Below are 23,296 nucleotides of genomic sequence, written 5' to 3' on the forward strand. Positions count from 1 at the left end.
ATATGGCAGCGATTATCCGATATGAGCCAATTTCAAATCATGAGGCCATGCGCGCGCGCCTCTAGGCCGGCTTCCGGGCCACCAGGACGTCTCGCATGATGGCCTGGTCCACCCGGTGGCGGAACGAGCGATAGGGCTCCTCGTCCACCACCTCCAGCCCCGCCCGCTCCAGCAGCCCGGCGGCCAGCTCCCGCTTGACCACGAACGTGTTCCACGCGATCCCGAGCGCCCCGCCGCCGCGCAGCAGCCGCGCCCACACCGGCGCCGCCTCCGCGAGCAGGTCCTCCGGGCTGCGGACAAGACCTTTCCCGGCGGTACGGCTGCCGTGCTGCACGCCGTAGGGCGCATCGGTCATGATCAGGTCGAACGAGCCGTCCTTGAAGAACTCCCGGGCCCGCACGGTATCGGTGTTGACGACGTCGAGGAGCTGCGTTTCCCCCGCCTTGTAGTCGCCCTTCTCCGCCGCCAGCTCGATCCGCAGCCGCTTCGCCACGACCTGCCGCTCCCGCCGCACCGGCCCGAACTCGGCCTTGTGCTTGATCCGCTTCCGCTTGAGCCACGTCTGGATGAACGCGGAGTACGCCTCGAAATCCTTCTGATCCCGATCCACGCCGGCCGCGTCGAACCCGTACATGAGCGCCTGATTGAGCGTGGTCCCCCGCCCACACAGCGGGTCGAGCACCCGAAACCGCCGCTCCAGCAGCTCGCCGCCAAATCCCGAGGCCAGCAGCGTCACGTTCAGCAGCAGCTTGGTGAATTGTTCGTTGGTTTTGCCGGGGTACTTCTGGATCGTGATCAGGTCGTCGTCGAACCGGTCGAGCCGCCGCAGCTCAACCGGCCGCAGCAGTTCCCCCACCACCTCGAACAGCGCATACACCGCCGACAGGTTCCCCAGCACCGCCAAGTCGCGTTCGTCCAGCTCACCGGCCTCGAAGGTGACATACGGCACCCCGCCGACCGACCGCGTGCCGACCTCGGCCACGCCCTTGCGCAGTACCCCCCGCTCGAACGCCATGAGCTCGGCCACGGTCAACTCGACCGCCGAGTCGGCGTAGACACGGTTGGCGGAGGGCAGGATGAGCAGTGCATATTGCGCCATAGGGCTCCCACCCTACCGACACGCCTCATACCCAGATGCGACCCCCGGGGTCAGTAGGGTACAGTTCAACTCCGCGGGCGATTGGCGCAGCGGGAGCGCGCTTCGTTCACACCGAAGAGGTCACTGGTTCGATCCCAGTATCGCCCACCGCCGAGGGCGGAGCCTACTCATAGGGCTTCGCCCTCTTTCGTCGTATCGGCGGTGGATTCCTCCCGCTCGCTTCGCTCGCTCATGGCGGGGGGCTGCGCCACCCCTGCACCCCCCGATGCCTCGCTTCGCATCGGCACTGGCTTCGCTTCGCTTGCCCGGACCCGGCCTCACTTCGCATCGGCTGCCTCGGACACGACCGGCCGGTCCGAAGAACCCTTCGTAGCGGCGAGGACACACTTGACCAGAGCCTGCAGCGCGAGGACGCCGGTAAAGGAGGGTCGTGCTCACGCCTTGCAGCCCTTGGCTACGCCCCCGTGCGGTTCACGGAGGACGTGACCGTTCGGCTGCCCAACGACGCTGAGCAGCACCCATTGCAAGTCGAGGCGGATCGGGATGACGAACTGGCCACCGACACATCGTTGATGAAAGTGCGATTCGCGACCGCTGCCGCACCGGGCCGGCCGAACGAAGACTATGCGCTCGCCATCGGCGACCTGGTCGCCGTCTTCGACGGAGTCACGCAACTGGCCAGTGCGGACAGCTGCTGTGTACACGGACCAGCGTGGTACGTGCGCCGCCTCTCGGCACACCTCTGCGCCGGCTACGTAGCCAGACCGGAACGCACACTCGCCCAACTAGCGGATCGGCTGTGCTCCCCGCGCACGCGGGGGTGGTCCCGTGGTGCGGGCGGGGGCGGTCAACACCGCTGCGTGCTCCCCGCGCACGCGGGGTGGTCCCTTCTGCGTGCGCAGCATTGCCTTCGCGCATGCGTGCTCCCCCAGCACGTGGGGGTCCAGACCAACTCCCGGCAGCTAGCCCAGGCCGAAGGCGCTCCCCGCGCAGACGCGAGTCGTCGGTGACTGCGTGACGGAACTGGACGGCGGTGGCCTGCTGCAGCTCACCGCGGAGCACCATGACGATCTGATCGTCGGGCTGTGTCTGAACCTCGGCCGAGAAAGTCCATCGTCCGTCTAACCCTCTCCGTGTCCTCGGAGCCAGAGGTTACCGATGGCCCCATGCCCCGCCAGCCGGTGCGGCGCGACGGCCGATGACCGGCCCCGCGCGATCAGCCCTGCCCAGGGGCTCCGGTGGATCACCCAGAGAATCTATGCTGAAGACACTAGACATGCTTTCCATCGCCGACTAATCTTTCTCAAGTCGAGAACAGGGAGTATGAGAGACGCTGACGAGCCGCCCCGACAGTTGGGCGGCGAGCTGAGCCGGTAACACCACGGTTCGCTCAGCACGGCAGTACGAGATGGAAGCCCCGGAGGTCCGGGGTGCAGGTGGGCGAGCCATGGTTTTCGTTGGTGGCATCGCCCGGAGGGCAGTTCGCCGCCGGTGGGTCGTGAAGTTACGTGGACCCTCAGCACTGGCGGAGTGCAGCACAGAGCACCACACGGCAACACGAAGAGAAGCAGAGGAAAGGGAGGGCTCTACACCGTTGGATCGCCCGCACCGGCCGCAGTTCAGCTGGGCGGACACCGCTGTTTCCATCGAACGAGAGGTGGTCACCGGTCACGCTTACGCGATCCTCGCATCCGACGCTGTCTGTGGCGTTCGGGGCGGAAAAGACAAGCCGACGGACATGTCGGTAGATGGTGTTTGACCCATAACCTTGGGCCCCGGCGCGGCAGCGCCGGGGCCCTCGACGCGGAGGCACTATGGCCCAACCCGATGACCTGTTCGGCGACGAGGACTACCCCGCCTACACGATGGGCCGCGCCGCGGACATCGTCGGCACTTCACAGGACTTCCTCCGCCGCCTCGACGAGCTCAAACTCATCACCCCGCAACGCTCCGCCGGCGGACACCGCCGCTACTCCCGCTACCAGTTGCGCCTCGCCGCCCGCGCCCGGGAAATGGTCGACCAAGGCACCGCCATCGAGGCCGCCTGCCGGATCATCATCCTCGAAGACCAGCTCGAGGAAGCGCTACGCATCAACGCAGAACGCGACCGCACCTGACCCTGCACCCGCCCGCGGCCAGGTGCAGGCGACAACCGGTACACCCTATCGATCCCGGCTGTCGGGGTCGTGTCCCGGAAACGCACCTAGTAGTGCTTTGTTAGGTTCGTCGATTGTTGTTGCGGCGTAACGGTTTCACCGTCTGGTGGCAGGTTGGGCCTCACCGCGGCCGCACCGTCCACACTGGACCGCTGGGTCCGCTCCGGCACTCTCGGCGGCCTCACCGGCGACACGGCCGGCCTCGGCGGCACGCCGCCGCAGGTCTGGGTGAACCTGGCCCTCGTCGGCGTGCTGATCGGCTACCCGCTGCCCGGCATCGCGAACAAGCTGATCGCCGCCACCGCCGCCCGCCGCACCGAACTGGACGCGCTGCGGCTCATCGGCACCGCCCCGCGGCAGATCCGCGCGATGCTGCGCCGCGAGGCCGCCCCCGTCAACGCCTACGCGCTCGGCGCAGCCACCGCGCTGTCCGCCACGCCGCTCGTCCTGCTCGGCGTCGCCTTCCTCGGCCGCCTCTGGGCCGCCGGCCCGGCGTGGCTGCTGCCGGCCGCCGCCACGGTCGCCGCGATCGCCTTTCTGGCCACCGAGATCCCGGCCCGGCACGCGCTGCGCACCCCGCCCGCGCAGGCCCTCGCCCTCCGCGGATGACCCCGGCCGTCACCGTGCATGGCGCGCCGAACGGTCGCCGTGTTTCTTCCGCGTTACGGGTTGACCAAGATTCGCGGACCGGTTAGCGTGTCCGCATCCCTTTAGAAAATCGGTTTTCTAGGGCAACTTCGGAGGTCATCACCCGACAGGGGGTTTACGTGACGGCACAGCGATCCACGGCGCGGGCTATGCGGCATAGCAGGTCCATCGTGGGGCTCGCGCTCGCGATGAGCTTGGCGGTGCTCATGAGCGCCTGCGGCGGCGGGACGGGAGCATCGAGCAATACCGTGCGCCTCACGGTGTGGACGTGGAGCAACGAGGCCGCGACCGCCTTCAAGAAGGGCGGCATCATCGATGCCTTCAAGAAGGCCAACCCGGGCGTCGACCTCGAGGTGGTCGCGCAGCTCGACAAGAACTACGAAACACTGCTCACCACCGGGCTGGCCGGCTCCGGCAGCCCCGACGTGGTGGCGTTGCGGTCCTACGGCGTGCTGTCCAGCTTCGCCGACAGCGGCAACATCGTGCCGCTCGACGACGTCGTGAAGGACTGGACCGGCTTCAGCAAGTCGGCGCTCGCCGGCGCCAAGCGCAAGTCCGACGGCAAGGTCTACGCGGTGCCGCAGGGCATCCAGACCGCCCAGGTGTACTACAACAAGAAGATATTCGCCGACCTGGGTCTCGGGGTGCCGAAGACCTGGGACGAGTTCATCGCGGCCGCCCAGAAGATCAAGGGCGCCGGGATCGCGCCTATCGTCGTCCCGGGCGCCGTCGCCGCGCAGATCTCGCTGGCGGCCGAGATCCTCGGCAACGCCCGCCGCGGCGCCGGCGGGTTCCAGCAGGCGTTCCTGGCGGGCCAGAAGAACCTGACCGACCCGGACGACGTGGCCGCCATCGGCCTGATGGACCAGGTCAAGCCGTATCTGGTCGACAACGTCACGTCGGTCACCCTCGACGAGGCGGTCACCCTGTTCGCGACCGGCAAGGCCGCCATGTTCCCGTCGGGCACCTGGCAGGTCACCACGTTCGCCAACCTCGGGGCGAAGATGGACTACGGGACGTTCAACGTGCCGGCCAACGCCGACTGGCCGTCGAAGAGCGTCACCGTCAGCTACGCCGACGGCGGCTGGGCCCTGGCGAAGCGCAGCGCACACCCGACCGAGGCGGCGGCGCTGCTGAACTGGCTCGCCGGCACGGAGTTCGGCAACCTCTACGCCAACGCCATGGGCACCATCCCCGCCCGCGACGGCGTCACCCTCAAGAATCCGTTGCTGGCCGAGATGTACCAGCGGTACCAGAGCACCCCGTCGACGTATCTCGGCGCGGCGTACCTGCGCTACGGCTCGCCGTCGGGCACCGACCTGCTGGGCGAACAGGTCCAGAAGATCTGGCTCGGCAAGGCCACACCCGCCGCCGCGGCGCAGAGCGTCCAGACCGGCATCGACGCCTGGTTCAAGCCGGGCGACTTCAAGCAGGAATAGCACCACACACCCACGCACCACACACCCCATGCACCACACAGCCCACCCACGCACCCCGCACCCCGGCCCGGTGGCAGCGACCGCCGGGCCGGGTTCCGCCCACCACAGGAGAAGCCCTCCATGGCAAAGACACAACGAAGCGTGCGGCGACCGCCGGCGGTCGCCGTGGTGCTCTTCGTCCTTCCCGCGCTGGCACTGTTCGGGGTGGTCCTGCTCTACCCGATGGCGAGCGCGCTGGGCTACTCGCTGTTCGAGTGGCAAGGCGGCACGAACCTGGTGCGGTTCAACTGGTTCCACAACTTCGTCGTGCTCTTCACCGAGCAGCCGTTCGTCGAGCAGCTGCCCCGCGCCTTCCTGCACAACCTGGCCGTCTTCGTCGGCACGCTGGTGCTGCAGAACTCGATCGGGCTGTTCCTCGCGGTGCAGCTGCACAAGCTCGGGCCGGTCCGGCGGGTGCTGCAGGTCCTCTACACCACCCCGTATCTGGTGAGCCCGCTCGTCGTCGGCTACCTGTGGACCCTGCTGCTCTCGCCGAACTTCGGCCCGATCAACGCCGCGCTCAAGGCGGCCGGCCTCGAGCCGCTCGCGCTGTCGTGGCTCGGCGAGCCGTCCACAGCCCTGCCGGTGCTCATCCTCGTCAGCGTGTGGCAGTGGATCGGCTTCCCCGTCCTGCTCTACGGCGCCGCGCTCGGGGCGATCCCGCCCGAGCTCGGCGACGCCGCGAGCGTCGACGGGGCCGGTGGCTGGCGCCGCTTCCGCCACGTCACGCTGCCGCTGCTCACCCCGGTGATCGGCACCGTATCGATCCTGACGTTCATCGGGGCGATGGAGACGTTCACGCTGCCGTACGCCTTCGGCGGCGCGACCGGTTCGCCGGCCGGGGCTACCGACGTCGTGAGCCTGCTGTTCTTCCGCGTCTCGTTCGAGTCGGGCGCGAGCAACGCGCTCGGGGTCTCCTCGGCGCTGGCGACGCTGCTGTTCGTGTTCATCCTGGGCGGCGCGGTCCTCGGCCGGCGCCTGATCCGCGCGCAGGAGGAGAGGCTCTCGTGACCGGAACGGCACTCACGGCCGACGCCGTCGAATCCACGCCGTCGGCAGTCCCGTCGCCGTCGCGCCCGCGGCGCAGGCGGTGGAACGCGCAGACGCTCGCCGTCGGCATCCTGCTCTGGGTGTACGCCGCCATCTGCGTCCTGCCGCTGCTCACCATGGTGCTCAACTCGTTCCGCACGCACCTGGAGATCGCGACCGACCCGTGGCCGTTGCCGAGCGACCCGACGGTGGCCAACTACGTGAGCGCGTGGACGGAGGCGTCCTTCGGGCGCTACGCGCTGAACTCGGTCCTGATCACGGTCTGCTCCGTCGCGATCTCCACGGCCGTGTCACTACCAGCGGCGTACGCGATCGCCAGATGGCGGTTCCCCGGGCGCAACGCGCTGGAGGGGCTGTTCATGTCCGGGCTGCTCATCCCGTTCATGCTCGCGATCCTGCCGCTGTTCTACCTCATGGACGGCCTGCGGCTGATCGACTCGCCGCTCAGCCTCGTGCTGATCTACTCCGCCAACGGCATCCCGTTCACCACGTTCGTCCTCGTCTCGTTCTTCCGGCAGTTGCCCGGCGAGCTGGAGGAGGCGGCCCTGCTCGACGGCGGCGGCCACTTCACCGTCTTCCTACGGGTCATGGTGCCGCTCGTGCGGCCCGCGATCGCGACGGTGGTGGTCTTCCGGTTCGTGCCGATCTGGAACGACTTCCTGATGCCGCTGGTCATGCTCCGCTCCCGGGAGAACTACACGCTCGGCGTCGGCCTCACGACCTTTTTCGGGGAGTACCAGAACAACTGGGCGTCGCTGTTCGCCGGGCTGGTCATCACCACGCTTCCGCTGCTGGTCCTGTTCATCCTCGCGACCCGCCAGATCATCCAGGGCCTCACCGCCGGCATCGGCAAGTAGCCGGCGCACCGCACACCGAAGGAAACGAAAGGTTCCATGACGACACCAGCCGCACAGATCGAGGTCCAGGACGTCGCCGCGCTCGTGCGCGAGCAGCTCCCGCCGCTCGCCGGGGTCCGCCCCGCCGGCCGCATCGAGATCTCGCGACCCACGACGGCGATCGGCTCTTCCAGGCTCGGCATCGGCTTCGAAACCCTCGACCGCAGGATGTTCACCGCCGAGCCGGTGTATCCGCACCTGTCACGGCTCGGCGCGAAGTGGGCTCGGGTGCAGACGGGATGGAGCCGCTGCGAGACCGAGCCGGGCCGGTACGACTTCACCTGGCTCGACGACATCGTCGACGGCCTCGCCGCGGCCGGGGTCTCCACGATGTTCAGCGTCACGTTCGGCAACGAGCTCTACATGCCCGGCGTGCCGCACGAGTCCGCGGTCGGCTACGTGCCCCTCTACTACGACGGGGCGGTCGCGGCCTGGACCGCGTACGTCGAGGCCCTGGCCGCGCACTACCGCGGCCGGGTCACCTGCTGGGAGGTGTGGAACGAGCCCGACATCCCGCAGTTCTGGCAGCCCGCGGCGGTCAGCGGTCGCGACTACGCCGAGCTCGTCCGCATCACCACCGGCGCCGTGCGGGCCGGGATCCCCGACGCCACGATCGTTGGCGGCGCCACCTCGCTCGCCGACCCCGCCTTCCTCGTCGATGCGCTGCGCGCCGGGCTCGCCGACTCGATCGACGCGTTCTCGTTCCATCCGTATCAGATGGTCCCGGAGCACAACCTGCAGAACATGCACGACCTGCTGCGCCGCCTCCTCGACGAGCACTCGCCGCACCGGCGCATCGCGCTGTACCAGGGCGAGAACGGCTGCCCCTCGCAACTGTCCGGCCACCACGACGACTGGCTCGGGATGTACTCGATGGACCAGGTCGTGCAGGCCAAGTGGATCGCCCGCAGATTCCTGGCCGACCTCAAGGTGGGCTTCGACAGGATCTTCTACTTCCACGCCGTCGATCTCATTGAGCGCCCGTACCGTCAGGCCGGCGACAAGGTCAACGCCCCGGTGATGATGGGCCTGATCCACGGCGGCAGCTACGAGCCCAAGTACTCGTTCGACGTCGCCCGGCGCGTGTGCCACCTCTTCGACGAGCGGACCCGGCGCACCGAGCTCATGTGCCTGTTCACCGAGCCCGATCCCGCCACACCACAGCGCTCGACGCTGCTGGCGGCGCCGCACGTCGCCACGTTCGAGCGCGGCGGCGCCCCGCTGTTCGTCTACTGGCTCGCCGAGGACCCGCAGCAGCGGGCGCGCCAGGCCACGATCGACGTGGAGCTGTGGTGGGACGACCGGCTCACCCTGCGGCGGCCGGTGCTGCTGGACCTGCTCACCGGCGAGGTGTATTGCATCGACCCGCCGGCGGACCCCACCGGCGTGCCGGACCGCACCGACTGGCGCACCCGCGGCGTCAGGTATTCGCTGCCGCTGACGGACTATCCGGTCGTGCTCACCGACGCGTCGGTCGTCGAAGAGCTCGACGGGTCGTGGCGGTACCGATGAAGCTGCGGTCCCTGACGACGTACATCTGCGACGCGTACCGCACGAACTGGGTCCTGGTGCGGCTCGACACCGACGAGGGGATCGAGGGCTGGGGCGAGGCGACGCTCGAATACCGGGAGCACACCGTCGAGGCGGCGGTCCTGGCGCTGCGCCACGGGCTGGCCGGGCGCGAGATCGGCAGCATCCAAGGGTGGTGGCAGGACGCCTACCGCGACGCGTACTGGCGCGGCGGCCCCGTGCTGACCAGCGCGCTCTCCGCCGTCGAGATGGCGCTGTGGGACATCAAGGGCAAGGCACTGGGTGTACCCGTATACGAACTGCTCGGCGGCAAGCTGCGCGGCTCGGTCGAGTGCTACGCCAACGGCTGGTTCGCCGGCGCCAAGCTGCCGCAGGAGTTCGCCGAGAAGGCGCGCGAGGCCGTCGGGTGGGGGTACCGGGCGCTCAAGTGGGACCCCTTCGGGTCGGCCTTCCGCACCCTGACGCCCGCCGCGCTGCGCACCGCGATGGCGGTCGTCGAGGCGGTGGCCGAGGCCGTCGACGGCAAGGCCGACATCATCGTCGAGGCACACGGCCGCTTCGAGCTCGCGGCGGCCCGGCAGGTCGCCCGCGCCCTGGAGCCGCTCGGCGTGCTGTGGCTGGAAGAGCCGCTCATCCCCGGCAACCTGGCCAACTACGCCTGGCTGCGGGAGCACACGTCGACGCCGATCTCGCTCGGCGAGCGCCTCTACACCCGCTGGGACTTCCGCGAGGTGTTCGAGCGCGGCTGCGCCGACGTCGTGCAGCCCGACGTCTCCCACGTCGGCGGCATCTGGGAGGCCCGCACCACCGCGGCACTGGCCGAGCTGTGGCAGGTCGGGTTCGCACCGCACAACCCCTCGGGCCCTGTGGCGAACGCGGCGACGCTGCAGCTCGCCGCGTGCACGCCGAACTTCACCTACCTGGAGACGATGGCGACCGACGTGCCGTGGCGGGCGGAGATCGCCGCCGAGAGCTCGGTCGTCAACGGCGGCGTGGCCGAGATTCCCGACGCGCCCGGCCTCGGGGTGCGCATCGACACCGAGGCGGTCGCCCGGTACCCGTACGTCCGCCACGACCTGCGGCACTACAGCGGCGCCCTCACCGACATCCGCCCGGACGACGAAGTGCCGCTGCACGCGAAGGAGCAAGGATGACCCGGATCGCCCTCGTCACCGGCGCCACCCAGAACCTTGGGCAGACCATCGCCAGGCGGCTCGCCTCGGACGGGGTGGCCGTGGTCGTGCACGGGATCGACGAAACGGTCGCGGCGGCGGCCGCGGCCCGGATCGCCCGCGACGTCCCGGGCGCGGTGCTCCATTCCGTCGGGTTCGACCTCGCCGACCCTGAGGCGATCGAGGCCGGTTTCGCCGGGCTCGTCGCGCGCGGGCTCGCCCCGGTGATCCTGGTGAACAACGCCGCGCACCTCGGCGTCGGCGACGAGGACGTGCTGCGGGAGCGGCCGCGCTTCCTGCGCGAGGTCTTCGAGGTCAACGTCTTCGCCACACACCTGTGCTCGGTGCTCGCCGCGCGGGAGATGGCGCGCGCCGGCGGCGGCGTCATCGTGAACATCTCCTCGCTCGCCGGCGAACGGGCCATCCTCGGCCGGACTGCGTACAACGCCAGCAAGGCCGCGGTCGACGGCCTCACCCGCAGCCTGGCGGTCGACCTGGCGCCGCTGGGCATCCGGGTCAACGCCATCGCTCCCGGCTTCATCTGGAGCGACCGCTGGAACTCGATCAGCGACCAGGAGGCGGCGGCGCGCAGGGCGCGGATCCCCGCCGGCGAGCCGACGGCGCAGGAGGAGATCGGGCGGCTGGTCAGCTTCCTCACGTCCGGTTCCGCCCCGACCCTCACGGGCGCGCGGATCGTCATCGACGGCGGCCTGGACGCCCTGCAGGTGCCGCCGTAGCTACGCTAACCTCTCAACCTGATCAGGACGCCGGCGTGTGGAGGAGAAGGCAGGTGAAGGGGGCCCAGCCTGAGCGGGTACGCCTCATCGACGTCGCGATGGCCGCGGACGTCACCAAGAGCATCGTCTCGAGGGTGCTCAACGGCGATCCGACGGTGGCGGTGCGCCCGGAGACGCGTCGGCGCATCATCGAGGCGGCGGCGGAGCTCGGCTACGAGCCGCACGCCGGTGCCCGTGCCTTGGCGAGGTCGCGGACCATGGCGCTGGCGCTCATCGCGCCCTCCATCGACAACCCGCCATACATCACCATCGCCCGTGGCGCCTACCGCCGCGCCGCCGAGCACGGGTATCTGGCGCTGCTCGCCGAGGACTTCGCCGAGCAGCCGGCCGGGCGCTCGCTGCTCGACGGCGGCCGGGTCGACGGGCTGCTCATGGGTTCCGCCGTGCCGGGCCATCCGCTCGTGGACGGCCTGCGCGAGTCGTCGTTCCCGCACGTGTTTGTCAACCGCGCGGTGGCCGGCTCCGGTCGCAACGTCACCATGAACGTCGGCCGGGCCGGCGAACTGGCGGTGGAGCACCTGGCCGGCCTCGGGCACCGGCGCGTCGCCCACCTGGCCGGGCCGGCCGAGGTGGAGGGTGCCGCCGACCGGGTCGCCGCGTTCGAGCGCGCGGTCGCCGCGCGTGGCCTCCCGGTGCTGCCGCCGCAGTTTGGCGACTTCACCGAGGCGACCGGCTTCGCCGCCGCGCGGGCGCTGCTCGACGCGGGGCCGACCGCGATCTTCACCAGCTCCCCGGGCCAGGCGATCGGTGTCATCCGATACCTGACCAGCGCGGGGATCCGCGTCCCGGGCGAGATGTCGGTGATCGCATACGGCGACTTTCCGTCTGCCGGCTTCACCGTGCCCACGATCACCACGATCGCCCTGCCCCTGCTGGAGCTCGGCGCCGCGGCCGTCGACGAGCTCGTCGCCCAGCTCGACGGGGCGCCGCCGCGCGACCTGACGATCCCGGACGAGCCGCGCCTGCTCGTCCGGGAGTCGACCGGACCGGCGCCGGCCCCGAGTTCGGCCATTCCGAACGGTGGGTAGCCTGTTGGTGTGGGTGAGACGATTCAGTCGGTGGAGCGCGCCGCGGCGATCCTGCGGCTGCTCGCGTCGGGCGGGCGCCAGCTGGGCGTCGTCGAGCTGGCTCGCGCGATGGATCTGCCGAAGGGCACCCTGCACGGCATCCTGCGCACGCTCGTGCACGTCGGCTTCGTGGAGCAGGACGCCACCACCGGCAAGTACCGGCTCGGCGCCACGCTGCTGCACCTGGGCAGCAGCTACCTGGACGTCAACGAGCTGCGTGCCCGCTCGACGAACTGGGCCGACGCCCTGGCGGGCCGAAGCGGCGAGAGCGTCTGGATCGGCACGCTGCACGAGGGGCAGGTGCTGGTCATCCACCACGTCTTGCGGCCCGACGATTCCCTGCAGACGCTGCAGATCGGGGCGCTGCTGCCCGCCCACGCCACGGCGGTGGGCAAGGTGCTGCTCGCCTTCGACCCGTATCGGGAGATCACCGTACCGCTGCCCGCCTTCACCAAGGCCACCGTCGTCGACGCCGAGATCCTCGACGCCGAGCTCGAACTGGTCCGCGGCCGCGGCTGGGCCGCCGAGATCGAGGAGGGCGAGGTCGGCATCGCCGCCCCGATCAAGGACCAGCGCGGCGTGATCGTCGGCGCCATCGGCATCCGCGGCGCGGTCGAGCGGCTGGCCACCGGCGGCATCCTGCATCTCACGGCGCTGTCGTACGTCCGCGACGCCGCCCGGGCCATCTCGCGCGACTTCACCCGCTGAAGTTCGCTCGCGACGAGATCGCGGTCATACGAGCTTGTGACGCCGGGAGACAAGCGCATCCGATCCGCTTGTCGTTCGGCATTGCCGAACAGATTCCTGTGAGGGGTACCTCTTGCCAGCCTTCATCGCGGCAATCGACCAGGGCACGGCGTCGAGCCGGTGCATCGTGTTCGACCGCCGGGGCAACATCGTCTCCGTCGCGCAGCGCGAGCACCGGCAGATCTATCCCCGGCCGGGCTGGGTCGAGCACGACGCGGGGCAGATCTGGCGGTCGGTGCGCACCGTGCTGTCCGACCGGCATCACCGCCGAAACCCGCCGCCGGGAACTGGACAACTGGCGCAAGGCGGTGCGGCGCACCCTCGACTGGACCGACGCGTAAAGGAGACCACCATGCCCGTTGCCGCGCTCGCCGGACGCGCACAGACCCGCGAGGAACTGTCGCGGAGCACCTACGACCTGCTCGTCATCGGAGGAGGCATCCTCGGCACCGCCGTCACCTGGATGGCGGCGCAGTCGGGGCTGCGGGTGGCGATGATCGACGCCGACGACTTCGCCGGCGCGACGTCGAGCGCCTCGAGCAAACTCGTCCACGGCGGCCTGCGGTACCTGCAGACCGGCAACGTCAAACTGGTCGCCGAGAACCATCGCGAACGGCGCGCCCTCGCCTCCGACATCGCACCCCACCTGGTCAAGCCGCTGACCTTCGTGGTGCCGATCTACCGCGGCGGCCCGCACGGCGCGGCGAAGCTCGGCGCCGGCGTGCTGCTGTACTCGGCCCTGTCGGCGTTCGGCGACGGCCTCGGCCGGGTCATCACGCCCCGCCAGGCGGCCGACCGGGTGCCGGCGCTGCGGACCACCGGCCTCAAGGCCGCCACCGTCTACGGCGACCACCAGATGAACGACAGCCGGGTCGCCATCATGACCGTGCGCGCGGCGGTCGAGGCCGGCGCCGACATGCTCAACCACGCCCGGGTCGTCGGCCTGCGCACCACCCGGGGCCGGGTCACCGGCGCCGACGTGCGCGACCAGGTCGACGGCGCAGAGTTCGGAGTCGACGCCCGGCTGGTGCTCAACGCGACCGGTCCCTGGGTCGACCACCTGCGCCGGATGGAGGACCCGGCGGTGTCCCCGAGCGTGCGGCTGTCCAAGGGCGCGCACCTGGTGCTGCGCCGGGCCGACCCGTGGCGGGCGGCGCTGACGATACCGATCGACAAGTATCGCGTCTCGTTCGCGATCCCGTGGGAGGACCACCTGCTGCTGGGAACCACCGACGAGCCGTACGACGACGACCCGGCCGCGCTCGCGGTGACCGACGCCGACATCGGCCAGATCCTCGACGAGGCCGGCCACGCGGTCGCCGGCCACCAACTGCGGCGCGAGGACATCACCTATGCGTTCGCCGGCCTGCGGGTGCTGCCGGGCGGCCCGGGCGAGGTCAGCGAGGCCAGGCGGGAAACCGTGCTCACCCGGGGCCGCGGCGGCATGCTGTCGGTCGCCGGCGGCAAGTGGACCACGTACCGCCACATCGGCAAGGTCGTCTTCGACACGCTCACCCGGCTCCCCGGCCACCCGCTCGGCGCCACGATCGCCCGAGGGCCGCGCGTGGTCCCGCTGCCCGGCCTCGCCAACGCCGACGCCGTCACCCGGCGCCTGCAGGTCGAGCGCGAACCGGGCGTCACCCTCACCCCCGACATCGCCGGCCACCTCGCCTCCCACTACGGTTCCCTGGCGTTCGACCTCGCGCAGCTGATCCGCGCCGATCCGGCGCTCGCCGAGCGCGTCCATCCCGACGGTCCCGACATCTGGGCGCAGGTCGCCTTCGCCCGTGACCGGGAGTGGGCGGTCACGGTCGATGACGTCATGCGGCGGCATACGACACTCACCGTCCGTGGCCACGACACCCCGTCCGTTCGCGAACAGGTCCGGCGCGTCCTGGAATGAGCGCTCAGCGGACCACGTCGAAGACTGCTTCTGCAGACCGTTGGCGTAGACGTCGTGCTCGACCAGCTTCAGCTGCCGCGCGTCCTTGTCCGTGGTCCTGAACCGGCGCTTGCCGGCGCCGGGCAGCAGGTAGCGGTCGATCAGACCGGCGTCGGAGAGGCCGTGCTTCAGCGAAGCAACTCCATGCAACGCGACGCACCCTGCCGCCGGGCTAGCCAGCCGGCCTCGACTATCCGCGCACGAGTTCGTCGGCGATCACGTCAGGGATCTCCAGATGAGGTGCATGTCCGATCGTCGGATATTCGATGAGATCCGGTGCGGGGAGTCGGGTGCGAAGGCCTTCCGCGACCAACCGGCCGGAGACCGGGTCGGCCATGCCCCATAGGTACCTGGTAGGCGTCGACCCGCTCAGCGTAGAGACCAGCTCGCCCGCCCGGTCGCGATATAGGAGAGCAGCGCGCGAGCTGCTGCGGCCTTGGGATCGTTGCGGGTCAGCGCGACCCGGTGTTCATGAGCGACTCGGCGATCAAGCCGGCCTGCTCGAGGCGCAGCAGGAGGTCGTGGCCGCGGTGGCCGCGGCCGGCGCGGATGTGCAGGCGGGCGAGGTTGACGAGGGGTTCGAGGGTGCGGATGGCATCCATGCCGGGCAGAGGGCAGTGGTGCAGGTAGCGGCGAGCGTTCCTCACGGCTCACGTCGGGTCCTTGGGGTCCCTCGCCGTTGATCTCGGATCGGGGTAAACAGGGCATAAGGCGGCTCCGACTATGTGTGGGGCTGTCGAGTGGGGGGCGTTGGAGCAATGGCTTGGCAGGATTCGCCTGTCCGGGGCGAAGTGGTGCATGAGAGCGAGCAGACTCGCGTCACTCGGATGTGTGTCGCTGGGCAGATGGTTGTCTGCAAGGAGCCGTTGGGACCGGATGCCCAGCGGCGGGTGCGACACGAGTTGGCGATGCTCAAGCGCGTGCGCGGCGTCAACGGGGTTGCGCGGTTGGTGGAGGCCTCGGGGCACCGGGGGTCGATCGTGCTTGCGGACGCCGGTGAGGTGAGCCTGGCCGGGTTGGCGAAGCCGCTCGCGGTAGGTGATTTGGTCGGGCTGGCAGTGGGACTGGCCCGGGCGGTGGCGGGGATGCACCGGCGCGGGGTGCTGCACCGGGACATCGCGCCAGCGAACATTGTGGTCTCCAGCAATGGTGCACCGTGCCTGGTGGATTTCGCGCTGGCGACATCATTCGCCGAGATCCGTCCCGAGTTCACGCATCACACCGAGATCGTGGGCACGTTGGCGTATCTGGCACCGGAGCAGACCGGCCGGACCGGCCGGTCTGTGGATCAGCGTGCCGATCTGTACGCGTTGGGTGCGACGCTGTACGAGCTGGCCACCGGCGCGCCACCGTTCGGTGCCGGGGATCCGTTGCGGCTCACACATGACCATCTGGCGCGGGTGGCGGTGCCGCCAGCGCAGGTGAACCACTCGGTGCCGAATCCGTTGTCCGAGATCATCATGCATCTGCTGGAGAAGGAACCGGACAACCGGTACCAGACCGCCGAGGGCGTGGTCTACGACCTTGAGCGGTTTCGGGACACTGCCATGCGTCCAGAAGCGGCTGCGCTGCGGGTCGGCGAGCGCGACTTTCCGCTGCGGCTGCTGCCCCCGTCGCGGCCGGTCGGGCGCGACGGCGAGGTCGCGGCGCTGGAGGCGGCGTTTGAAGATGCGCTGGCGGGCCGATGCCGCGGGATGCTGGTCGGCGGGGCGCCGGGCGTGGGCAAGACGGCGTTGGTCGACGAATTGCGGCCGGTGGTGACGGGCAGCGATGGCTGGTTCGTGGTGGGTAAGTTCGACCAGTACCGGCGGGATCTGGAGTTCAACGGGCCTTATCAGGCGTTTCGCGCGTTGGGTCGGCTGTTGCTGGCCGAGCCGGAAGACGAGCTGATCAAGGTCCGCGAACGGATCTTGGAGGCGACCGGCCCGAATGCGGGCCTGATGACTGCGACAGTGCCGGAATTCGCTACCCTGCTGGCGGTGCCGCCCGATGCGGGAGATCCGCTGACCGCACAGGTTCGGGCGCAGCGGGTGGGTGCGGACGTGTTGCGCGCGGTCGCTTCGCGCAAACGGCCAGTGGTTCTCTTTCTCGATGATCTGCAGTGGGCGGGGCGCACGCCACTCGGCTTCGCCGACCTCCTGCTGAGCGAAGAGCAGATCGACGGTCTGTTGCTGGTGGGCGCGTACCGCGAGGACGACATCGATCCGGCGCATCCGGTGGCGGCGCCGCTGTCCCGATGGCGTGAACTCGCCGGAGTACAGCACCTCCGGCTGGTCAATCTGCCGGTGTCCGGCTCCGTCGCCATGGTGGCCGAGATGCTGCGTGTGGACCGGGCCACGGCGGCAGGTCTGGTCGACGAGATCAAACCGTCCGGCAATCCGTACGAGATCGTGGAGTTGCTCAACGCGCTACGACGTGACGGCGCGCTGGCCGCGACGGCCGCGGGGTGGCGGTGGGACGCGACGGCTGTGCGGGCTCGCCTAGGTCATTGCGAGGTTGGGGGGCTGCTGGCGGCCGGTGTTCAGGCGATGCCGCCGGCGTCGCGGCAGATCGTACAGGCGATGGCGTGTCTCGGCGGGCGAGCCGAGGTGAGCCTGCTGCAGACCGCCACCGCAGAGCCGGCGAGCGTGGTGGAACGGCGGCTGTCGCATGCCCTCGACGAGGGTCTCTTGGTGGTGGAGCCGGGCGCACATGAGGCGGTACGGTTTCGCCACGACCGGACCCGTGAGGTGATCCTGCGCGGGCTCCATCCCGAGCAGCGACGGACCCTGCACCTGGCCATGGCGCGGCGGCTGGCGGCGGCGGAGTTGTACGCGGTCGCGGCGGAGCAATACCTACCGGTGGTCGACGCGATCGACGACTCCGCGGAGCAGCGTCGAGTGGCGACGCTGCTGCGGCGCGCCGCCGACCAGGCTGCGTTGATCGGGGACTACGCGCTGGTGAAAGGGCTCCTAGCCGCCGCACTGCGGCTCGTCGACCCGGGCGAGACTGCCACGCTGGTCAAGGTGCGCACCGCCCACCACACCGCGCTCTACAGCATGGGACGCCTCGAGGAAGCTAACGAGGAGTACCGCACGATCGACCGGCTGTGCACCACCGTCATGCAGCGTGCCGACGCGACGTGCATCCAGGTGCGCAGCCTGACCCACCAGCACCGCTTGGCGGAGGCGCTGAGGGTCGGCCTGGAGTCGCTGCACGAGCTGGGCATCGCCGTACCACCCGCGGACCGGCTCCCGCTGGAACTCGACCACCAACTCTACTATCTGTATCGATGGCTCGACCACACCGACAACGCCGCCGAACTGGCCCGTCCGGACATCACCGAGCCGATGCTGCTCGCCGCGACCCGTCTGCTCGATGCGCTCTTCCCGGCCGCCTACTACACCAGCCTCCCCCTCTATGCGTGGCTGAGCCTGGAAGGGTTGCGAATATGGATCGAGCACGGCCCTGCCCGTAGCCTGATCGGCCCGGCCGCTACCGCCGCCTTCGCCGCGGTGGGCCTACGCCATGACCACGCCGCGTATCAAGCAGCACAGCGGGTCCTGGCCTTCAGCGAGGCGCGCGGCTACGAGCCCGACACCTCAGAGGCGCGTTTCCTGTCCGCGCTCGTGAGCTGCTGGTTCGAACCGATCGAAAACAGTGTCCCAGCGGCTCAGCTGGCCCGCGAAGGGTTGATCGCCGGCGGCGACCTGGCCAACGCCGGATACAGCTACTCCCCGACCGCGGCGAGCCTGCTGGACTGCGCGCCATCGCTGGACGTCTACGTCGCCCAGGTGGAGGCGGGGCTGGCCTTCGTGCACCGTACCGGCAACGAACAGATCACCCTATGGCTCGACTCGTTCCGGTGGCTCGCCGGTGTGCTGCGCGGCGAAAGCTCCGCCGTATCAGGTGAAGCCGCCTCCATCGACCGGTACGCCGACAAACCGGCAGCGCTCTTCCACGCGCACGTCACCAGGGCGATCGCCGCCGCCATCCTCGGTGATCCGGCTGGCCTGACGCGGCACGCTGCGGCGGCGATGTCGCTGCGGCCGGCTGTGCTGGGCAACTACATAATCGGCACGGCGTACCTGGTGCATGGGCTGGCCATCGCCGGGCAGGCCCAAGCCAGCCACGGTGGCGAGCGCGACGGTCTCCTGTCGGAACTGGACGAGGTGACGCAGTGGCTGGCCGCCCGCACTGCGGACGCACCGGCGAACTTCCAGCACCTGCTCCGGTTGCTCGAGGCGGAGCGGGCGTGGGCGGTCGGTGACTTCCATGCCGCCGCCCTCGCCTTCGACGCCGCCCTGCGCGAGGCCGCCCAGCCTCAGCGGCCATGGCACCGAGCCCTGATCACCGAGCATGCGGCCCGCTTTCACCTCGCACACGGGCTCGAATATCTCGGCTACAACCTGCTTATCGAAGCACGCCAGGAGTACCTCGCATGGGGCGCCACCGCAAAAATCGACCAACTCGACTGGGCTTACCCGACTCTGCGCCCACAACCCGGCACCACCGTCGCGCAGCGCGCTGACGAGAGCGGCAGCCAGACCAGGGATGTCCCGCACCAACGGGCCGCTGTCACCACTGGAGCGCTCGACATGCTCGGCATCTTGTCCGCCTCGCAGGCACTGAGCTCCGAGACCAGCATCGAACGGCTGCACGCCCGCGTGGTCCGGGTGGTCAGCGCGATGACTGGCGCCACCGACGTTCACCTGCCGCTGTGGAGCGACGAACGGCACGACTGGCTGCTGCCCACTCCAATCCGCGGCACGGAACACGCGGTCCCGATGTCAGTGCTGCGATACGCCCAACGCGTCGGCGAGGCACTGGTCGTGGCCGACGCCACCCGCGACGACCGCTTCGCCCGAGACCCCTACTTCACCGACCTCTCCTGCTGCTCACTCATGGCTGTACCCATCCTCAGCCGCGGTACGCTGCGGGCGGTACTGCTGCTGGAAAACCGGCTCATCCGAGCCGCCTTCACCACCGAACGACTCGACGCCGTCAAACTCATCGCCGGCCAACTCGCCGTCTCCCTCGACAACACCCACCTGTACGCCGAACTCACCACCTCCCGCGCCCGGATCGTAGCCACCGCCGACCAAACCCGCCGCCGCGTCGAGCGCGACCTGCACGACGGCGCCCAGCAGCGACTGGTCTCCCTGGCGCTACAGCTCCGTGCGGCCCAAGCGGCGCTGCCACCCGAACTCGCCGCGCTCCGCGCACAGCTCGACCATGCCATCGCAACAGCAGCCGACGCGCTGGACGAGCTACGCGAGATCGCCCGCGGCATCCATCCAGCGGTCCTCACCGACGGCGGCCTGAGCCCAGCGCTGCGCGCACTCGCCCGCCGATCCCCGATCCCGGTCCGCCTCGACCTGCACACGGAGGGGCGTGCGCCGGAGCACGTCGAGGTCAGCGCCTACTACGTCGTCGCCGAAGCGCTCACCAACGCAGCCAAACACGCGCGGGCCTCGACGGTCACAGTCACCGTCGAAACAGACCCTGCCGACGCCGTCCTGCACGTAGCAGTCCACGATGACGGCGTTGGCGGCGCAGACTTCACCCGGGGCACAGGTTTGCTCGGCCTCAAAGACCGCGTGGAGGCGATCGGCGGGCGGATATTTCTGCATAGCCCGCGCGGGGCAGGGACCCGCCTGCAGGTGGAGATCCCGCTCGCCGCCACGGACGGCGGCTTCTGTGGCTAAGGGGATCACCGTCGCGTTTGTTGCACGCCATGTATGCGGCGTGGGTTCACGGAGTATGGCTGCGCAGGCCGCACAAGCCGAGGTGCAGCACGTAGCCGACGAAGCAGATGCAGCCCACGAGCGCCACGACCGAGGCGACGCTTGCATACGCTGGCTGAAGCGGTGCAGTGCGTCCGTGGCTGAGCCGGCTGCGGCCTCGGAAATTGCCGGTGTGGCAGCGCGGACGATGATCAGCGTGAGTGTGATAGTTACGACGGCCGCGGTCATGCCGATGGCGCGCCGCCACGCGGGCCTCACGGTCACGTTGTCCGTGCGCATCATGAATGCCGCCAAGACGTTGATGTAGAGGGCGTCGGACCAGCGGCTGCGTGACGTGTCACGCCATCGTCTGAGCCCAGCGGCCACGCGCCGGTCGATCCAGCCCGACGTGCGGGTGTAGACGGTGGGACGTGGTGGTGTGTCTGATCGTTGACGATCTCGAACGTCACGCTCACCTCGGGGTAGAACGTGGTTACCGCACGGGCGCGGAAGTACTCGCCGGTTGCGAATCGGATGCGGTGCGTACCGGCACCGGGCGCACCGAGCTCGCGGATGCGGCCGTCGACATCGGTGCGGCCGGACGCCACCAGCTGCCACTTTTCCTCGACGCAACTCTCCAGCGTGACCGCGATATCCCGGGCGGGCGTCCCAGCCTCCTCGTCCGGATACGGGCGTCCGGCGATCAGCCGATCGGCCCGGGCGTCGGCGGCGCAGCACGCGCGCAGGGCGGCCCGCAGTTCGTCCGGGGATGCGGCGTTGAACCAGTCCATCACGCTCACCAGGTCGGAGACCGGGATCCGGACTGAACGCGACCGTCCAGTCGCACGTCCGCGTGTCGACCGCCCCGGACCGGAAGTCGCGCCGCCGGGTGCGTGGGATCTGCCTGTAGTGCTCGCGGCGCGCGCGTTCTGCACCACAGAGCGGCATCGTGCGCCATCACCGCAATGCTAGGTTGGACCCTGGCTGCCCGGCAGGATCTGATGAGACGCGAGATACGAGACGCAGCTGCACAACTATTTCAGCAGCGTGGCATCCGAGCCGTCTCCTTGAAAGATGTGGCCGCCGAGGTAGGCCAAAATTCCGCCAGTTGATCTACGGACCTGCAAGTCAGAAAGTGTGCTCCCCGCGCATGCGGGGGTGGTCCCGTCCCTTGCCCTAGCGCCGGACGGTCGCCGTCGTGCTCCCCGCGCATGCGGGGGTGGTCCCGGGTCGGTCGTCTCGGTGTCGCAGAGGACTGCGTGCTCCCCGCGCATGCGGGGATGGTCCGATCCGCCCGCCGACGCGCCAGACCCCAAGTGGAGAAGCTCATCGAACAACTGGGCATCACCGCGCTGTCGGAGTCACGGATGTCGGAGATGACCCGACACCTGGACGCGCAGGTCGAGGCGTTCCGCAGCCGACCCCCGGACAGCGCCACGACACCTCATCTGGATAGACGCACTGACGATCAAGGTCCGCGAAGAGGCCCTCGCGGCTCACACTGAGTCCAGGCCGAACCGGTTCGGTCGGCCACGACCACCTGGGCCGCGGTGCGGTTACTTCGCCGCGGGGCTGAATCCGCTCGCTGCAGACCAGACCCGAACGCCAAGGGCCCCCGCAGGCAACCCAGCTGCGGGCGCCGCATCAACGGCACGCTCCACACACACTCGCGCGGAACACAACCGCCGCAGCGCCGGCCTTACTGCAGATCCTCACCCGGAGGTAAGGAGGCGCCCGCCGCAATCGCCTCCAACAAGTCGTTCTCCAGCGGATCAGCACGTACACCGACCCACGGGCCCGCGCCGCGATCGTGGACCAGCTCACCTTCACCGGCAACATCCTCGAGACCGACACCGACGCGCACCAGTTCGCCCAGCCCGAAGACCGAACGCGACGCGATACGATACACGCGTGCTCGAGAAGCTATCGATGCGTCTTCGCCAGACATGTCGATGACCGCCTGGAAGACCGCGCTGCCGCCGCGGACGACTAATGAAAACTCCGTCTGTTGATCTACGGACCTGCAGGTCAGGAAGTGTGCTCCCCGCGCACGCGGGGGTGGTCCCCGGTGAGTCCAAAAGCCTGAGCAATGCTTTGGGTGCTCCCCGCGCACGCGGGGGTGGTCCCACCTCATCTCCCGGAACCACCTCAGAGAATGGGTGCTCCCCGCGCACGCGGGGGTGGTCCAGACCGAACGGTCCCGCTCCTGGGGAAGGGAGCGTGCTCCCCGCGCACGCGGGGGTGGTCCCCACTCTTTTAGGCGGGGACAGTGGCACAAAGAGTGCTCCCCGCGCACGCGGGGGTGGTCCCGGCACCACGTTTTGCGCCGGCTGGTAGGACGAGTGCTCCCCGCGCACGCGGGGGTGGTCCTTGGGATCGAAACCTAGCCGAGCCCTGATTTGGGTGCTCCCCGCGCACGCGGGGGTGGTCCCGACAGGTGCGGCGTCCGGCCAGGATCGGCAGCGTGCTCCCCGCGCACGCGGGGGTGGTCCTGCCGAGCCGGCGAGGCGGCGGGCAACGAATGCGTGCTCCCCGCGCACGCGGGGGTGGTCCCTGGCCGCCCTGCGGCTGGCCGGAAGGCGGCTGGTGCTCCCCGCGCACGCGGGGGTGGTCCGTAGTGTTGATAGATGTCAGCGTTGTACCCCCAGTGCTCCCCGCGCACGCGGGGGTGGTCCGCTCAGCGGCAATCCGCCTCACATCCGCATCAGGTGCTCCCCGCGCACGCGGGGGTGGTCCCAGCTCGCCGGTAAGCAGACGTGGACTAGTAGCGTGCTCCCCGCGCACGCGGGGGTGGTCCCCGAAGATCCACGAACTTCGATCATGAACGCGTGTGCTCCCCGCGCACGCGGGGGTGGTCCCGACAAGGAGTGCTTGATGGCGAAGCGTGACGTGTGCTCCCCGCGCACGCGGGGGTGGTCCCGACAGGTCGATCTCCTGCACGAAATCGAAAAGGTGCTCCCCGCGCACGCGGGGGTGGTCCATGTCGGCGACCGGCCAGGAGCGCACCCA

18 protein-coding genes, 1 tRNA gene, 1 pseudogene and 1 CRISPR repeat array (1 of these 21 running past the window's edge) are annotated in these 23,296 nt (G+C 69.7%); of the genes and pseudogenes, 15 read left to right on the top strand and 5 right to left on the bottom strand.

All coding sequences use genetic code 11. The features are described from left to right. Positions 1 to 61 precede the first annotated feature (61 nt). Positions 62 to 1,099: a TRM11 family SAM-dependent methyltransferase gene (locus ACQPXD_RS42700; RefSeq protein ID WP_432828508.1), complete on the bottom strand. Its 1,038-nt coding sequence runs from the start codon at positions 1,097 to 1,099 to the stop codon at positions 62 to 64. A gap of 75 nt (positions 1,100 to 1,174) precedes the next feature. Between ACQPXD_RS42700 and ACQPXD_RS42705 the strand changes: the two genes are divergently transcribed. The 12 genes from ACQPXD_RS42705 to ACQPXD_RS42760 all read left to right on the top strand — a co-directional run bounded on the left by ACQPXD_RS42705 (position 1,175) and on the right by ACQPXD_RS42760 (position 14,543). After that, positions 1,175 to 1,246 (top strand) — tRNA-Val (locus tag ACQPXD_RS42705). Positions 1,247 to 2,913: 1,667 nt separating this feature from the next. After that, a complete protein-coding gene (locus ACQPXD_RS42710) occupies positions 2,914 to 3,216 on the top strand; it encodes a MerR family transcriptional regulator (protein WP_432828510.1) in 303 nt (100 codons plus the stop codon). Positions 3,217 to 3,369: 153 nt separating this feature from the next. Next, positions 3,370 to 3,864: a hypothetical protein gene (locus ACQPXD_RS42715; protein WP_432828512.1), complete on the top strand. Its 495-nt coding sequence runs from the start codon at positions 3,370 to 3,372 to the stop codon at positions 3,862 to 3,864. Positions 3,865 to 4,073: 209 nt separating this feature from the next. Continuing rightward, positions 4,074 to 5,342 (top strand): ABC transporter substrate-binding protein, encoded by a 1,269-nt coding sequence (locus tag ACQPXD_RS42720; RefSeq protein ID WP_432828514.1) that lies wholly within the window; start codon positions 4,074 to 4,076, stop codon positions 5,340 to 5,342. Positions 5,343 to 5,483: 141 nt separating this feature from the next. Then, the gene (locus ACQPXD_RS42725) at positions 5,484 to 6,392 is read left to right on the top strand and encodes a carbohydrate ABC transporter permease (RefSeq protein ID WP_432828516.1); all 909 of its coding nucleotides are present in this window, start codon (positions 5,484 to 5,486) and stop codon (positions 6,390 to 6,392) included. Further along, positions 6,389 to 7,288, top strand: a complete 900-nt coding sequence (locus ACQPXD_RS42730; protein WP_432828518.1) for a carbohydrate ABC transporter permease — start codon at positions 6,389 to 6,391, stop codon at positions 7,286 to 7,288. Before ACQPXD_RS42725 ends, ACQPXD_RS42730 begins: the two co-directional genes overlap by 4 nt. A 36-nt stretch (positions 7,289 to 7,324) precedes the next feature. Then, positions 7,325 to 8,839 carry a GH39 family glycosyl hydrolase gene (locus ACQPXD_RS42735; protein ID WP_432828520.1) on the top strand — a complete coding sequence of 505 codons (1,515 nt, stop codon included), beginning with the start codon at positions 7,325 to 7,327 and terminating at the stop codon, positions 8,837 to 8,839. Continuing rightward, positions 8,836 to 10,011, top strand: coding sequence for a galactonate dehydratase (gene dgoD, locus ACQPXD_RS42740; RefSeq protein ID WP_432828522.1), 1,176 nt, complete (start codon positions 8,836 to 8,838; stop codon positions 10,009 to 10,011). Before ACQPXD_RS42735 ends, dgoD begins: the two co-directional genes overlap by 4 nt. Continuing rightward, positions 10,008 to 10,766: an SDR family NAD(P)-dependent oxidoreductase gene (locus tag ACQPXD_RS42745; RefSeq protein WP_432828524.1), complete on the top strand. Its 759-nt coding sequence runs from the start codon at positions 10,008 to 10,010 to the stop codon at positions 10,764 to 10,766. Before dgoD ends, ACQPXD_RS42745 begins: the two co-directional genes overlap by 4 nt. Positions 10,767 to 10,819: 53 nt before the next feature. Continuing rightward, positions 10,820 to 11,854, top strand: coding sequence for a LacI family DNA-binding transcriptional regulator (locus ACQPXD_RS42750; RefSeq protein WP_432828526.1), 1,035 nt, complete (start codon positions 10,820 to 10,822; stop codon positions 11,852 to 11,854). Positions 11,855 to 11,863: 9 nt separating this feature from the next. Beyond that, on the top strand, positions 11,864 to 12,601 hold the full coding sequence (locus ACQPXD_RS42755; RefSeq protein WP_432828528.1) for an IclR family transcriptional regulator: 738 nt from the start codon (positions 11,864 to 11,866) through the stop codon (positions 12,599 to 12,601). A 112-nt stretch (positions 12,602 to 12,713) separates the two neighbouring features. Beyond that, positions 12,714 to 14,543 carry an FAD-dependent oxidoreductase gene (locus tag ACQPXD_RS42760; RefSeq protein WP_432828530.1) on the top strand — a complete coding sequence of 610 codons (1,830 nt, stop codon included), beginning with the start codon at positions 12,714 to 12,716 and terminating at the stop codon, positions 14,541 to 14,543. A gap of 229 nt (positions 14,544 to 14,772) precedes the next feature. On the opposite strand, the gene ACQPXD_RS42765 is transcribed toward ACQPXD_RS42760, so the two are convergent. Together ACQPXD_RS42765 and ACQPXD_RS42770 are read right to left on the bottom strand one after the other, a co-directional pair. Then, positions 14,773 to 14,919 carry a hypothetical protein gene (locus ACQPXD_RS42765; protein WP_432828532.1) on the bottom strand — a complete coding sequence of 49 codons (147 nt, stop codon included), beginning with the start codon at positions 14,917 to 14,919 and terminating at the stop codon, positions 14,773 to 14,775. 115 nt (positions 14,920 to 15,034) lie between these two features. Further along, positions 15,035 to 15,229: a hypothetical protein gene (locus ACQPXD_RS42770; RefSeq protein ID WP_432828534.1), complete on the bottom strand. Its 195-nt coding sequence runs from the start codon at positions 15,227 to 15,229 to the stop codon at positions 15,035 to 15,037. A 198-nt stretch (positions 15,230 to 15,427) separates the two neighbouring features. Between ACQPXD_RS42770 and ACQPXD_RS42775 the strand changes: the two genes are divergently transcribed. Beyond that, positions 15,428 to 20,269 (top strand): AAA family ATPase, encoded by a 4,842-nt coding sequence (locus ACQPXD_RS42775; RefSeq protein ID WP_432828536.1) that lies wholly within the window; start codon positions 15,428 to 15,430, stop codon positions 20,267 to 20,269. Positions 20,270 to 20,586: 317 nt separating this feature from the next. Here ACQPXD_RS42775 and ACQPXD_RS42780 read toward each other — a convergent pair whose 3' ends face one another. Beyond that, positions 20,587 to 21,078 (bottom strand): hydroxyisourate hydrolase, encoded by a 492-nt coding sequence (locus ACQPXD_RS42780; protein WP_432828537.1) that lies wholly within the window; start codon positions 21,076 to 21,078, stop codon positions 20,587 to 20,589. 210 nt (positions 21,079 to 21,288) lie between these two features. Between ACQPXD_RS42780 and ACQPXD_RS42785 the strand changes: the two genes are divergently transcribed. Further along, positions 21,289 to 21,399: a TetR family transcriptional regulator gene (locus ACQPXD_RS42785; protein ID WP_432828539.1), complete on the top strand. Its 111-nt coding sequence runs from the start codon at positions 21,289 to 21,291 to the stop codon at positions 21,397 to 21,399. 201 nt (positions 21,400 to 21,600) lie between these two features. Beyond that, positions 21,601 to 21,769 (top strand): annotated as a pseudogene (locus ACQPXD_RS42790) (transposase); the annotation flags it as partial. 217 nt (positions 21,770 to 21,986) lie between these two features. Here ACQPXD_RS42790 and ACQPXD_RS42795 read toward each other — a convergent pair. Continuing rightward, entirely contained in the window at positions 21,987 to 22,196 is a 210-nt protein-coding gene (locus ACQPXD_RS42795) for a hypothetical protein (RefSeq protein ID WP_432844374.1), read from the bottom strand. Between the two features lie 128 nt (positions 22,197 to 22,324). After that, positions 22,325 to 23,296: direct repeats of the CRISPR family, unit length 28 nt; unit sequence GTGCTCCCCGCGCACGCGGGGGTGGTCC (it continues 826 nt past the right edge of the window).

Origin of the sequence: Dactylosporangium sp. CA-092794 (assembly GCF_050948465.1) — a bacterium.
Lineage (GTDB): Bacteria > Actinomycetota > Actinomycetes > Mycobacteriales > Micromonosporaceae > Dactylosporangium.

Excerpts from the sequence above, each read along its gene's own strand:
- ACQPXD_RS42700 (WP_432828508.1), bottom strand. The coding sequence starts at position 1,099 with ATGGCGCAATATGCACTGCTCATCCTGCCCTCCGCCAACCGTGTCTAC.
- ACQPXD_RS42710 (WP_432828510.1), top strand. The coding sequence starts at position 2,914 with ATGGCCCAACCCGATGACCTGTTCGGCGACGAGGACTACCCCGCCTAC.
- ACQPXD_RS42735 (WP_432828520.1), top strand. The coding sequence starts at position 7,325 with ATGACGACACCAGCCGCACAGATCGAGGTCCAGGACGTCGCCGCGCTC.
- dgoD (WP_432828522.1), top strand. The coding sequence starts at position 8,836 with ATGAAGCTGCGGTCCCTGACGACGTACATCTGCGACGCGTACCGCACG.
- ACQPXD_RS42745 (WP_432828524.1), top strand. The coding sequence starts at position 10,008 with ATGACCCGGATCGCCCTCGTCACCGGCGCCACCCAGAACCTTGGGCAG.
- ACQPXD_RS42765 (WP_432828532.1), bottom strand. The coding sequence starts at position 14,919 with ATGGCCGACCCGGTCTCCGGCCGGTTGGTCGCGGAAGGCCTTCGCACC.
- ACQPXD_RS42775 (WP_432828536.1), top strand. The coding sequence starts at position 15,428 with ATGGTTGTCTGCAAGGAGCCGTTGGGACCGGATGCCCAGCGGCGGGTG.
- ACQPXD_RS42780 (WP_432828537.1), bottom strand. The coding sequence starts at position 21,078 with ATGGACTGGTTCAACGCCGCATCCCCGGACGAACTGCGGGCCGCCCTG.
- ACQPXD_RS42785 (WP_432828539.1), top strand. The coding sequence starts at position 21,289 with ATGAGACGCGAGATACGAGACGCAGCTGCACAACTATTTCAGCAGCGT.